Below are 13,398 nucleotides of genomic sequence, written 5' to 3' on the forward strand. Positions count from 1 at the left end.
CTGCGAGAGTATTAGCATTGTTTTCACCCCCGCGGCTCAAATTTGCCGTTAAATCAGGGCGTTGTTACTCAGCCCTGGAGCCCTGGTGAAAAAGAAACCCGTCAATCCCGCAGCAAACTTCACCCCGTTACGTTTTGCTCTCCTCTGTCTGGTGATTTTAGGCAGCCTTCTCTTTCTTCTTGGTCGTGTCGCCTGGTTGCAGATCGTTAAACCCGATCCGCTGGTTAAGCAGGAGGATATGCGCTCCCTGCGCGAGGTCGCCATCAATGCCCCCAGAGGGATGATCATGGACAGGGAGGGGAGACCGCTGGCCGTGAGTGTGCCGGTGCGGGCCGTGTGGGCGGATCCGAAAACGGTGCTGGCAAAAGGGGGAGTGGGTTTTGACACGCGCTGGCAGGCATTAGCCAGTGCGCTGCATCTGTCGCTCCCCACGCTTGCGGCGCGCATCAACAGCAATCCACATGGCCGTTTTATCTATCTGGCCCGCCAGGTGGATCCCGCTCAGGCCCAGTGGATCGCTAAACTCCGGCTGCCTGGTATCAGCCTGCGTGATGAGTCGCGCCGTTTTTACCCGGCCGGACACGTGGCAGCTAACCTGATCGGCTTTACCAATATCGACGGTCAGGGCATCGAAGGGATCGAGAAAAGTTTTAATGCCCAGCTCACCGGCAAACCCGGTCTGCGCCGCGTACGTGAGGATCGCTACGGACGCGTGATCGAAAATATTACCGAAGTACCGCCCGTTCCGGCGCACAACATCCAGTTAAGTATTGATGAACGGCTGCAGACGATTACGGAAGATGCACTGGACAATGCTGTCGCCTGGAATAAAGCGGAGTCGGGGGCAGCGGTGCTGATCAACATCCAGACTGGGGAGATCCTGGCGATGGCCAACTACCCGGATTTCAATCCCAATAACCGCGAGGGTGCCACGCTGAATGATTTTCGTAATCGTGCCATCAGCGACACCTTTGAACCCGGTTCTACCGTTAAGCCGCTGGTGCTAATGACAGCCCTGCAGCAGGGGCTGGTGCAGCCAGACAGCGTGATCGACACCCATCCTTATACCCTGGCCGGACACCGTATCCGCGACGTCGGTTACTACCCGGAGCTGACGCTGACCGGCATTCTGCAAAAATCGAGCGACACGGGTGTGTCGCGCCTGTCGCTGGCGATGCCGATTCAGCGGCTGCTGGATACCTACCACGGGTTTGGTTTTGGTCGTTCCACCGGTCTCGGATTGACGGGGGAGAGCAGCGGCTTGTTACCGGAGCGTAAATTCTGGAGCCAGCTCGATCGCGCCACCTTTGCCTTCGGCTACGGCCTGATGGTCACGCCGTTGCAGCTCGCCCACGTCTACGCCACCATCGGCAGCTATGGCCTGGAGCGTCCACTCTCTATCACCCGCATCGATCCGCCGGTTATCGGTACCCAGGTGATGCCCGCGTCGATTGTGCAGGAGGTGGAGCACATGATGGAAAGCGTGGCCCTGCCGGGTGGGGGCGGCATCAAAGCCGCGGTGCGTGACTACCGGGTGGCGGTGAAAACCGGCACCGCGAAGAAAATCGACGATGGCGGTAATTATGTCGACAAATATGTGGCCTATACCGCCGGCGTCGCACCGGCCAGCCGCCCTGTATTTGCCCTGGCGGTGGTCATTAACGATCCGCAAAACGGCGCCTATTACGGCGGGGCGGTTTCGGCACCGGTATTCAGCCAGATTATGGGTGACGTGCTGCGTATTGAAAACATCAAGCCGGATGGACTCCCGGCCGATTCCAGCCACCTCATCGTAATGCGTTAAGGCCGTTTTATAGCAGGGCGATTAGCGGTACACTTTCGCCCTTTATGATTGCCCGGAGTTCCCATGACATTCTGCTGTCCTCTTTGCCACGCGCCGCTCGCCCATACGGATAAAAGTTACGCCTGCCCACAGGGGCATCGGTTCGATATGGCGAAAGAGGGCTATGTCAATCTGCTGCCGGTCCAGCACAAGCGATCGCGCGATCCGGGCGACAGTGCAGAGATGATGCAGGCGCGCAGAGCCTTTCTCGATGCCGGGCACTATCAGCCCCTGCGTGACGCGGTAGCCGGTAAGCTGGCGGCCTTGCTGCCGGATGGCGCGACCTCGTTGCTTGATATTGGCTGTGGCGAAGGCTATTACACATCGGCCTTTGCCCAAACCGCGCAGGAAAAGGGCGCGGCCACCTTTGGTCTGGATGTCTCAAAATCTGCCATCCGCGCGGCGGCCAAACGCTATTCAGAGGTGACGTTCTGTGTGGCCTCCAGCCATCGTCTGCCTTTTGAAGAGAACAGTATGGATGCGGTAGTCCGCATCTACGCCCCCTGCAAAGGCGAGGAGCTGGCGCGGGTGGTAAAAGAGGGCGGCTGGGTGATCACCGTGACGCCAGGACCGCGTCACCTGATGGAGCTGAAAGGGCTGATTTACAGTGAAGTTCTGCTGCATGCGCCGCATTCGGAGCAGCTGGAGGGTTTTGCCCTGAAAGAGGCGCTGTCGCTGGCCTATAACATGTCACTGACTGGAAAAGAGGCGGTAGCGCTTTTGCAGATGACCCCTTTTGCATGGCGGGCAAAGCCGGAGGTGTGGGAGGCGCTGGCAAAACAGACGCATTTCAGCTGCCAGACCGATTTTAGTATCCACTGCTGGCAGCGAGTCAGTTAACCGGCGAAGTGGCTCCACATAATTTGTGCGCCAATGCCGATCAAAACGATACCGCCGAGGATCTCGGCGCGTTTCCCTAACAGCGGGCCAATAAAACGGCCAATCATCATGCCCAGGGTAGACATAATAAAGGTCGCGCAGCCAATCGCCAGCGCGGTGGCAATGATGTTGACCTGCAGGAAAGCCAGGCCGACGCCGACCGCCATCGCATCCAGACTGGTAGCTATAGCGGTTGTCACCAGCAGCCAGAAGCCGTGACGCTGAATCGGCTCATCGTCCTCGACATCATTCCGAATGCCTTCGATAACCATACGTCCGCCGAGGAAGGTCAGAAGTATAAAGGCGATCCAGTGGTTCCACTCCAGCACGAACTGGCTGGCGAGCATCCCCAGCCCCCAGCCAATCAGCGGGGTCAGGGTTTCGATAGCACCAAAGATAAGACCGGTACGCAGGGCTTCAGAGAACTTAGGTTTATGCAGCGTGGCGCCTTTGCCCATGGAAGCGGCGAATGCATCCATCGACATGCCAAAGGCCAGGAGAAGTGTTGCAGAGAGGTTCATCAGCGCGTCCAGACCGGGGATATCCATATGACACATCACTGCCCCCAGTAAACAGCAGTCGATGCGTCTATGGTCTCGCCTGATCCTTCTGCTGTGCAGAAAAATCCGTACGTGCCACGTTTTGCAACGAGTATGTTGACACGTACATTTCCGGTAAACCGGAAATCGGCTACTCCCCAACGACGGGCGCAACCTTAACATATTTTGAGAATATAAAACAACTACAGGGGAGTATTATTCAGATTAGTTTTTGATAACGATTTTCATTTAGAAATTGATGTGAAGATAACGTTAATAATAGCCCGTAAATGTCGCGTAATAATATAGCTTTGGCTATATAACACTGTGAAAAGCATAGCGAAATATAGCCAGTGCTATTTTTGTATCTTATTGAGTCTTAACCAATAATTTGTATATCTTCTCCAGATCGTCAATATTTCTTACCCGGATAAGCAAACGTCGCTGCTCTAATTGCATCACCAGCACGCCGTCTTCTGATAAATTCATCTCTTTAATGCGGTTATATTCTATCCAGACATTGGCGAAAAAGAATCCAGTGGATTTGAAGATTATTTTCGGCGCCCGGATCCAGAACAGGTAAAACCCCATTAATGCCAGGGCAGATAATAACCATGTGGTCAGTAATGCCCCCTGGCTCATCACGTTGTTATAGATAAGGATCAGCAGCAGACCGGTAAAGATGATGGCATCAACGCGACCGCGGCGCAGAAGGGGGATTGAGAGCAACGTCGCGCCGTTGCGGCGGGGCATGATCAATTCGTCGTAGAGGGCATACGCCAGAAGGGCAACAATAAAGACAACCAGTACGATGTCCGTGACCGTCATTCATCCTCCGGATAAAAAAACGGGGGCGTTCATGCCCCCGGTGTATTCACAAAAAAATTACAGACCCAGCAGACCGATAGCGTAACCGACGATACCGATAACGAAGAAGCCGACGATGATCCACAGCGCATTGACCTTTTTACGCAGCAGCCACATACAGGCAAAGGTCAGCAGCAGCGGCACCAGGCCCGGCATCAGCTGGTCAAGAATGGTTTGCACGGTGGTCACACGGGTCTGGCCATCCTGACCGGTGATGGTTGACACCACCAGCGGGATGTTAACGTGCGTCCACTTGTTAACCAGCGCCCCCATGACAAACAGGCCGAGGATTGACGCCCCCTCAGTCAGTTTCTGCAGGAAGCCGCCGCCCATATCCTGGACGATATCCACGCCCTTACGGTAGCCATAGGCCACGCCGTAGTAACGGGTTGCCAGACGTACCACGTTAAACAGGATAAAGAAGAGCAGAGGACCCAGCAGGCTGCCGCTCATGGCGATACCCGCACCGAGCGCGGCGAAGACCGGACGCACGGTACCCCAGAAGATCGGGTCACCTACGCCCGCCAGCGGCCCCATCAGACCCACTTTGATACCGTTGATGGCACCATCGTCAATCTCTGCGCCGTTAGCACGCTGCTCTTCCATCGCCAGCGTTACGCCCAGAACCGGCGCTGCAACGTAAGGATGGGTGTTGAAGAATTCCAGGTGACGTTTAATCGCCTGACGACGCGCTTCGTTGTTCTCGGGATACAGACGTTTGATTGCCGGTACCATAGAGAAGCAGAAGCCCAGCGCCTGCATACGTTCGAAGTTCCATGAACCCTGGAACAGGTTTGAACGGATGAACACGCCACGAATATCACCCGAAGTCAGTTTTTTCTGAGGGGTAGTTTTAGTCATATCAACCATTTCGCTCACCTGCTAGTCCAGTTCGTTATCGAGATCGTTATTACCAGCAACCTGTGCACTACCGGCTACGCGGTTATATTTCGGGCTGAGCTGGATGTAGAGGATAGCCATTACCGCACCAATCACACCCAGTGCCACCAGGTTGAAGTTGGTGAATGCCGCGGTAACGAAGCCGAGATAGAAGAACGGCATCAGGTAGCCTGCGCGCATCATGTTGATGACCATCGCATAACCGACGACCACGATCATGCCGCCTGCAATGTTCAGACCGCTGGTGACCACTTCAGGAATGGCGTTCAGCATGCCCTGGACTTCACTGGTACCGACGGAGATTGCCACGATAACCGCCGGGATAGCGATACGCATGGCCTGCAGGAACAGGGACGAGACATGGATCCACGACAGCGCCGTCAGGTTGCCATTCTCCGCCGCCTTATCTGCCGCATGCTGGAATGCAACGGTGATAGTACGCACGATGATGGTCAGAACCTGGCCTGCTGCAGCCAATGGGATAGCCAGCGCGATACCGGCGCCGATATTTTGATGGCCGGCAATGACCAGCACGGTAGAGATGATGGAGGCGAGAGCCGCATCCGGCGCAACGGCCGCACCGATGTTCATCCAGCCCAGGGCGATCATTTCCAGGGTACCACCGATGATGATACCGGTTTTCATATCGCCGAGAACGGCGCCGATTAACGTACAGGCGACGAGCGGACGGTGAAACTGAAATTCATCTAGTACGGATTCCATACCCGCTATACACGCGACGATGAACACCAGCACAATCTGAAGAGTGGTAATCTCCATTGTACTTCTCCTATAGCTTTAACAGACTTAAGTGTGAAATTTGTCAACCAGCGCCGGCTTATTTCGCCACTTTGCTGATCAGATCCATCATTTTCAGTTTCGGGTCGGTAGAGACTTTACGGACTTCAAGCTCGATCCCGCGATCGTTAAGTTTCCTGAACGCTTCGATATCTTTTTCGTCCACCGACACCGCATTGTTCACCTGCGTTTTGCCCTGACGGTAAGCCATACCACCGATGTTCACGGAGGTGATTTTTACCCCTTCCTCAACAATACGTTCGACGTCCGTTGGGTTGGTAAACAGCAGCATCACACGCTCACCCGCATATTTCGGGTTGTTGTAAACGCGGATCATCTTGGCGACATCCACCACGTGCGCGGTTACGCCCGGCGGGGCCACCTGGGTAAGGAGAGTTTTACGAACCGTATCAGCGGCGACTTCATCGCTGACCACAATGATGCGCTGGACGTTGGTCTCTTTGGTCCAGCGGGTAGCCACCTGGCCGTGAATCAGACGGTCGTCGATACGCGCCAGGCCAATCTGCATGTAATCGTTCGGGCCCATCGGCTTAAGCGGGGCGGCGGCTTTCGGGGCAGCAGCCGGGGCAGGGGCCGCCGCCGGAGCGACGTTTTCTGTAGGTTTCGCTTTCAGCGCTTTCACGCCTTCACGACCGGTTTCGACGGCCAGGGCAACCAGCTCGTCAAAGCTTGGATTGTCGTCACGGGCCATCAGCGTTTCGACCAGCATGGGGATGTTAACCCCGGCAACAACCTCATGCTGCTCTTTATCAACCACAATGCGGCTTGCCGCGTTAAATGGACTGCCGCCCCAGGTATCAACAAGGAACAGCACGCCGCTACTGGTATCCAGATTTGCCAGTTGAGCGGTATATTTTTCTATCAGCGTCTCAGCATTTTCACCGGGAACGAAATCGATCCAACCGACGTTTTCCTGTTCGCCTAAAAGCATTTCTGCAGTTTTAAGTAACTGCTCTGCAGCCCAACCATGTGTGCCTATAACAATAGCAATAGTCACTTGCTACCTCCTTTTATTATCGTTAATGCCCCCGGGTGAGAGGAGCATTAGAGATCATCTTCGAAAGAACGAATCGATTCAGATAAGGGTTAGAGTTCAATTAACTAAGACTTACGCGATTTATTTTAGACATCGAAAAAATAATTTATGTGATGAAGATCCGTAATTTAGCCTAAGCCAATGAGATATTTCTGTGATCAAAAAAAGCACGGAAACATCTGTTTGCAAAGGAAAGTAAATCTTTGCCAAAGAGCTCAGGTCTCTGATATGTTTACCATCCGTTTAATTGTCAGGAGTATGGGGCAGTAGCCCACTGTATGGACCGTCACCGACGCCAGTCACACACCCGGCCAGCTCTGGCCAGCCTTATCGGCGATTCGCGCCACTCACTGTTTACGTTCTTTACCGCTTCGCCCGACCTTTTCGCGGCGCCGTTTTGCCATTCCTTTAGCAGGAGCTTGTCATGGAATTCTTAATGGACCCGCAAATCTGGGTAGGATTGCTCACGCTGGTGGTACTTGAGATCGTTCTCGGTATCGATAACCTCGTGTTTATCGCGATCCTTGCGGATAAACTTCCACCTAAACAACGTGATAAAGCACGTTTAATCGGTCTGTCGCTGGCGCTGATTATGCGTCTTGCGCTGCTGTCGGTGATCTCATGGATGGTTACGCTTACGCAACCGCTGTTCACTGCCTTCAACTTCACCTTCTCAGGGCGCGACCTGATCATGCTGCTGGGGGGGATATTCCTGCTCTTCAAAGCCACAACCGAGCTCCATGAACGGCTGGAAAACCGCCAGCACGACGACGGACACGGTAAAGGCTATGCCAGCTTCTGGGTAGTGGTACTGCAAATCGTGGTACTGGACGCGGTCTTCTCCCTCGACGCGGTCATTACCGCTGTCGGTATGGTTAATCACCTGCCGGTGATGATGGCGGCCGTGATCATCGCGATGGCGGTGATGCTACTCGCCTCGAAGCCGTTGACGCGATTCGTTAACCAGCATCCGACCGTGGTGGTGCTCTGTCTGAGCTTCCTGCTGATGATCGGTCTGAGCCTGGTAGCAGAAGGTTTCGGCTTCCATATTCCGAAAGGCTATCTGTACGCCGCAATTGGTTTCTCCATCATTATAGAGCTGTTTAACCAGATTGCCCGTCGCAACTTTATTCGCCAGCAGTCGAACCAGCCGCTGCGTGCCAGGACCGCTGATGCGATTTTGCGTCTGATGGGTGGCCGCCGCGAAGCCAAAGCACAGCAGGACAGCGATAACCATGTCCCGGTGCCGGTTCCGGAAGGCGCCTTTGTTGAAGAAGAGCGCTATATGATTAACGGCGTGCTGTCCCTGGCCTCGCGTTCCCTGCGCGGCATCATGACCCCGCGCGGTGAAATCAGCTGGGTCGATGCCAGACTGAGCGTGACGGAAATCCGCCAGCAGCTGCTCTCCTCTCCGCACAGCCTGTTCCCGGTGTGTCGCGGCGAGCTGGATGAGATCATCGGCGTGGTTCGTGCCAAAGAGATGCTGGTGGCACTGGAAGAGGGCGTGGACGTTGAGGCCATTGCCGCCGCATCGCCTGCTATCGTGGTGCCGGAAACGCTCGACCCGATCAATCTGCTTGGCGTACTGCGCCGTGCCCGGGGTAGCTTTGTTATCGTGACCAACGAGTTTGGCGTGGTGCAGGGTCTGGTTACGCCGCTGGATGTTCTTGAAGCGATTGCCGGTGAGTTCCCGGATGCCGACGAAACGCCGGAGATCGTTAACGATAATGATGGCTGGCTGGTCAAAGGCACCACGGATCTGCATGCCCTGCAACATACGCTGGGGCTGGAACACCTGACCAACCACGATGAAGATATCGCGACGGTGGCCGGTCTGGTGATTGCCGTGAACGGTCAAATTCCGCGAGCCGGTGATGTGCTTGAGCTGCCGCCGCTGAAGATAACCATCGTGACCGCCAACGATTACCGCGTTGATCTGGTGCGCATTGTTAAAGAACAGTCCGCCCACGACGAAGAAGAGTAATTACGGAGCCGACGGCATCATATCGCCGTTATGAGAGGCTGGCGGAGGGGAACTCTCCGCCAGCCACTGCGGGAAATCCCGCAGTGGCATCGGCCGCGCGTACAAAAATCCCTGAAGGATATCCACCCCGTGCAGGCGCAGATGGCTCGCCTGGTCGCGGGTTTCCACCCCTTCAGCCACCAGTTCAATATTCAGTCTCTGAGCCAGGGCGATAATAATGTCTGTCACCGTTGAGTTGACGGCATCCGTGCCGATGGCGGCGGTAAAAGATTTATCAATTTTCAGCACTTCCGGATTGAGTTTCTCCAGCCACGAAAGCGAACTGCTCCCGGTACCAAAATCGTCAATCGCCAGCTTCACCCCTTTTTGATGTAACGCCTCTACCATGGTGTAGTCCATCTCCAGCAGGGTATCGCGCTCGGTTAATTCAATGACTAGCTGCTGCGCGGGCTCGGCGCTGAACCAGACGCGATTCAGGTCGTGAAGCAGAGTGCCGTCACGGAAATGGCTGGCTGCGACGTTAATCCCAATATGAAAGCCCGGCGCGGTAGGAAACATCGCCAGATGACGGACGGTTTCAATAAGCACGTAGCGGGTGAGGGGGACAATCAGATTATGCTCCTCCGCCAGCAGAATAAAAATATCCAGGGCGGTCCACCCCTGCCGCGGATTATTCCAGCGCAGAAGAATTTCCACGCCGACGCAATCCTGTTTTTTGGCATCGATCAGCGGCTGGCAAAAGAGCTCAAACTCACCGGAGGCCAGGCCAAAGTTGATCTCCCGGGTAAAGCTCATGCGACTGGCGGTGGCAAGCCAGGCGATATACCCCACCAGCATGCTGAATATCACCGCCAGCGGCAGCTGCGACGGCAGATTTTTCAGCGCCAGCGCGGTCAGCCCCGGGCCGTTGACGGTGATGATGAAAGGAAAGTTGAGGGAAGCCTGCTGGTAAACGTTGTCGCCAGCGTCTGTCACCAGCCTGTCCGAAAGCTGGCGCTCATGGTTCAGGTACTTACCGCCGACGCTGAGGTTAACGTCGCTGATGAGCGGCAACTGGGGCTCCAGCAGCATCCGGGCGATAAGATCGATATTCACAATCTCCATGATGCCATCCTCACTCTGGCCGGGCGCCGGATACCATTGGATCAGCACCGGGCTGCCTTTCATCAGCGGCTGGTCTGTGGTCAGGAGCAGTAAGGGCTGCGCGGCGGGCAGCAGGGGCTGAAACTGGCTGATGGGGATATCGCGGTCACCGAACATGCTTGAGCAATAGAGAATGCCGTCTTTAATCAGGCCGATTGAGCGCACGGTTTGCAGGGAGGCGGCGTGCTTGCGCAGTAAAAAGTTGACCTCCACGCAGGGCAGGCCGATAAGCGGTTGTACCACCTCGCGTCCCGTCTCCAGCGGTTGCAGGATCTTATCCAGCGTATCGACAGCATGGGAGACAAAGGCCACGGTGGTCTGCTGATTTAAATTGCGCTGTGAAATAAAGCCGATAATTAGCGTGCAAACGAGAGTGGAAAGGGACAGCAGGAGGCAAACGATTACCCGTTTGCGGTGATAATTTTTAATTATCCTGTGCGTTGTTTGCATGCCACGGTCACCCGAAGAGCCACTGGCGCAGATGCCCGTGGCAACCTGGCTAGTGTAGTCGGCATTATTTCAGGTAACGAGGAAAGGGGATGAAATTCGCCCATCCCTATCAGATGGGCGTTTAAAGCATGAAAGACGAAAGTCGCAGAAGCGCTTTCAGCGTCTTAGTCGCACTGCACCTTAATGGCCAGACCGCCGCGGGACGTTTCGCGGTATTTGGCGTTCATATCTTTACCGGTTTCGTACATGGTTTCGATCACCTTATCCAGCGAGACGCGCGGTTCGCTGGTACGGCGCATCGCCATACGGGAGGCGTTGATCGCTTTTACGGAGGCAATCGCGTTACGCTCAATACATGGCACCTGCACCTGACCGGCAACCGGGTCACAGGTCAGACCGAGGTTATGTTCCATGCCGATCTCGGCGGCCACGCATACCTGCTCCGGGCTGGCGCCCAGCAGCTCAGCCAGACCGGCTGCCGCCATGGAACAGGCCACGCCCACTTCACCCTGACAGCCAACCTCAGCGCCGGAAATGGAGGCATTCATCTTATACAGCGCACCCACCGCGCCTGCGGCGAGGAAGTAGCGAATATAGATATCCGGGCTTACCGATTCGATAAAGTGATCGTAGTAGGCCAGCACTGCCGGAACGATCCCGCAGGCACCGTTGGTTGGCGCGGTCACCACGCGGCCACCGGCGGCGTTCTCTTCGTTCACCGCGAGGGCAAACATGTTGACCCAGTCCACCACGTTCATCGGATCGTTGGAGTACTTATCCGTCGTGACCAGCATCCGGCGCAGGGCAGAGGCACGACGCGGCACGCGCAGTGGGCCAGGCAGTACCCCTTCGGTATTCATACCGCGATCGATACAGGCGCGCATGGTCTGCCAGACGTTGGCGAAATAGTCTTCAATCTCTTTCTTGCTGTGCAGCGCCAGCTCGTTCTGCATCACCATGCCGGAGAGGGACAGGCCAGTCTCCTTGCAGTAATTCAGCATTTCTGTCGCCGATTTGAACGGGTAAGGCACCTTTACGTCGCCCGTGACGTCCTGGCCGAAATGCTCTTCATCGACGATAAAGCCGCCGCCGATGGAGTAGTAGGTCTTGCTGTAGACCACTTTCTCGCCGCTGAAGGCGTGGATCTGCATCCCGTTTTCATGCAGGGAGAGGTTGTCGCTGCGAAAACGCATGCCGTCGTCCTGCGGGAAATCAACTTCATGCCGGCCATTCGCCAGCAGCAGACGACCGCGCGTTTCCACGTCGCGAATAAACGCCGGAATGGCGTCAATATCTACGGTGTCCGGCATATTCCCGGCCAGACCCATAATAATGGCGATATCGGTGTGGTGGCCTTTACCCGTAAGCGACAGTGAACCATAAACGTCTACAGCCACGCGGGTAACGCTATCCAGTAATCCTTTTTCGACCAGGTCATCGACGAACTGTTTACCGGCCTTCATCGGCCCGACAGTGTGGGAAGAAGAGGGACCAATCCCCACTTTGAACATGTCGAATATACTAATCACTTTAACACTCCTGACAGGGTTACCGGGTTTCCAGTAACGATGTAATAACTTCGCATAGTGTAAGAGGGAACCCTGTCGTCAGCTTAACTATTCACATGAATTAAACTAATGATTAACGCCTGATAAACTAATAGCGGGAGGCCGATCGCAAAGGCGCAAAAAAGAGGCGAATGTAAAGTATAGTCAAGGTTTCAGGCCGATCTGCAGCGCCAGCTCACGAATTATTCCCGCCGTCATGCCCCAGACAAAATAATGCTCATACCAGGAGAGCCACACCCGATGATCGTGGCCACGGCGATGAATATCGAGCGGATGATAACGGCCCAGACGCAGGGCTTCCGCCAGCGGCATTTCAAAGACCGACTCTACTTCGTCCTCGCTGGCGTGATAGTGCAGATCCGGCGGAATAATCCCCACCACCGGCGTAACCTGAAAACCAGTGACGCTGTCCACCGGCGGCAGGACGCCAATCACCTCGACCTTGTGCGGCGGGATCGCCACCTCTTCCTCGGCTTCACGCAGGGCGGCGGCAATTAATGAGGCGTCGGTGCTGTCCACCGCGCCGCCGGGAAAGGCCACCTGACCGGCATGTTTACGCAGCTTCGCCGAGCGCCGGGTCAACAGCAGGCCCGGCTGCTCCCGGCGCACCACCGGGATCAACACTGCCGCCTGACGCTGGTTCAGCGACGTGCTGTTCACCTGCGGGCGCAACAGCTGAAAACGCGATAAAAAATGGTCGAGGGTCAGATCGTCGATATTCACCAGTTAGCACTCCAGTTGTTGCAGAATACGATTCACTTTATCAAACGTTTCCTGATATTCCGCCCCGGCCTGGCTGTCAGCCACAATGCCACCGCCTGCGGAACAGTAGAGCTGCCCCTCCACCGCCGTCAGGGTTCGAATGGTGATGCTGGTATCCATGCCGCCGCAGAGGCTGATATAGCCGATGCTGCCGCACCATGCGTTCCGGCGATGCGGCTCCAGTTCGTCGATGATCTCCATCGCCCGCACTTTTGGCGCGCCGGTGATCGACCCGCCGGGAAACGCGGCGCGCAGCAGATCGCACGCGGTCTGCGCTTGCGGCAGGCGGGCGGTGATGGTGCTCACCAGATGATGCACGGCGGGGAAGGGCTCCACCACGAACAGCTCCGGCACCCGCACGCTTCCCGGCTCCGCCACCCGGCCAATATCATTGCGCATCAGATCGACGATCATCAGGTTTTCCGCCCGGTCTTTCGGCGAGGCGGCGAGCTTCTCAGCCTGCTGGCGATCCGCCTCGGCATCCGTCAGCCGCGGCAGGGTGCCTTTAATGGGACGGGTCTGGATGGTGCCTTCCGCAAGGTGGATAAAACGCTCCGGGGAGAGGCTCAGGATCGCTCCCTCTTCAAGACGCAAAAAGGCGCTGAAGG

General features: G+C 55.9%; 13 protein-coding genes and 1 riboswitch. Of the genes, 4 read left to right on the forward strand and 9 right to left on the reverse strand.

Going from position 1 to position 13,398, the window contains the following annotated elements:
* The first annotated feature begins 85 nt into the window (after positions 1–85).
* Both ftsI and rlmA read left to right on the forward strand, forming a co-directional pair.
* Positions 86–1,804, forward strand: coding sequence for a peptidoglycan glycosyltransferase FtsI (gene ftsI / locus WFM46_RS15910; protein ID WP_103180030.1), 1,719 nt, complete (start codon positions 86–88; stop codon positions 1,802–1,804).
* A gap of 63 nt (positions 1,805–1,867) precedes the next feature.
* The gene (gene rlmA, locus WFM46_RS15915; RefSeq protein WP_336997992.1) at positions 1,868–2,683 is read left to right on the forward strand and encodes a 23S rRNA (guanine(745)-N(1))-methyltransferase; all 816 of its coding nucleotides are present in this window, start codon (positions 1,868–1,870) and stop codon (positions 2,681–2,683) included.
* On the opposite strand, the gene mntP is transcribed toward rlmA, so the two are convergent.
* The 5 genes from mntP to manX form a co-directional block, all read right to left on the reverse strand.
* A complete protein-coding gene (mntP, locus tag WFM46_RS15920; protein WP_139156373.1) occupies positions 2,680–3,243 on the reverse strand; it encodes a manganese efflux pump MntP in 564 nt (187 codons plus the stop codon). The two genes, rlmA and mntP, sit on opposite strands and share 4 nt — an antisense overlap.
* An 81-nt stretch (positions 3,244–3,324) precedes the next feature.
* Positions 3,325–3,433, reverse strand: a riboswitch (yybP-ykoY riboswitch).
* Between the two features lie 197 nt (positions 3,434–3,630).
* Positions 3,631–4,089 (reverse strand): DUF986 family protein, encoded by a 459-nt coding sequence (locus WFM46_RS15925; protein WP_103180027.1) that lies wholly within the window; start codon positions 4,087–4,089, stop codon positions 3,631–3,633.
* Positions 4,090–4,146: 57 nt separating this feature from the next.
* On the reverse strand, positions 4,147–4,998 hold the full coding sequence (locus WFM46_RS15930) for a PTS mannose transporter subunit IID (RefSeq protein ID WP_168192027.1): 852 nt from the start codon (positions 4,996–4,998) through the stop codon (positions 4,147–4,149).
* A 12-nt stretch (positions 4,999–5,010) separates the two neighbouring features.
* Positions 5,011–5,808, reverse strand: a complete 798-nt coding sequence (locus tag WFM46_RS15935; protein ID WP_103180025.1) for a PTS mannose/fructose/sorbose transporter subunit IIC — start codon at positions 5,806–5,808, stop codon at positions 5,011–5,013.
* A 58-nt stretch (positions 5,809–5,866) separates the two neighbouring features.
* Positions 5,867–6,844 (reverse strand): PTS mannose transporter subunit IIAB, encoded by a 978-nt coding sequence (gene manX, locus WFM46_RS15940; RefSeq protein ID WP_114314650.1) that lies wholly within the window; start codon positions 6,842–6,844, stop codon positions 5,867–5,869.
* A gap of 317 nt (positions 6,845–7,161) precedes the next feature.
* Here manX and WFM46_RS23860 point away from each other — a divergent pair, with 317 nt between their 5' ends.
* The gene (locus WFM46_RS23860; RefSeq protein ID WP_371413849.1) at positions 7,162–7,320 is read left to right on the forward strand and encodes a protein YoaL; all 159 of its coding nucleotides are present in this window, start codon (positions 7,162–7,164) and stop codon (positions 7,318–7,320) included.
* Complete coding sequence (yoaE, locus tag WFM46_RS15945) at positions 7,308–8,867, forward strand: CNNM family cation transport protein YoaE (RefSeq protein ID WP_103180023.1); 1,560 nt, start codon at positions 7,308–7,310, stop codon at positions 8,865–8,867. Before WFM46_RS23860 ends, yoaE begins: the two co-directional genes overlap by 13 nt.
* Here the strand turns inward: yoaE and WFM46_RS15950 are convergent, their stop codons facing one another.
* The 4 genes from WFM46_RS15950 to pabB all read right to left on the reverse strand — a co-directional run.
* A complete protein-coding gene (locus WFM46_RS15950; RefSeq protein ID WP_336997993.1) occupies positions 8,868–10,460 on the reverse strand; it encodes an EAL domain-containing protein in 1,593 nt (530 codons plus the stop codon).
* 164 nt (positions 10,461–10,624) lie between these two features.
* Entirely contained in the window at positions 10,625–11,989 is a 1,365-nt protein-coding gene (gene sdaA, locus WFM46_RS15955; RefSeq protein WP_103180021.1) for an L-serine ammonia-lyase, read from the reverse strand.
* A 183-nt stretch (positions 11,990–12,172) separates the two neighbouring features.
* Positions 12,173–12,751: a CoA pyrophosphatase gene (locus WFM46_RS15960; RefSeq protein ID WP_103180020.1), complete on the reverse strand. Its 579-nt coding sequence runs from the start codon at positions 12,749–12,751 to the stop codon at positions 12,173–12,175.
* A gap of 3 nt (positions 12,752–12,754) precedes the next feature.
* Positions 12,755–13,398 (reverse strand): aminodeoxychorismate synthase component I (pabB, locus tag WFM46_RS15965; RefSeq protein ID WP_336997994.1); only part of this gene is annotated, 644 nt, incomplete at its 5' end.

It is taken from the genome of Leclercia sp. M50 (assembly GCF_037150775.1).
Taxonomy (GTDB): Bacteria; Pseudomonadota; Gammaproteobacteria; order Enterobacterales; family Enterobacteriaceae; genus Enterobacter.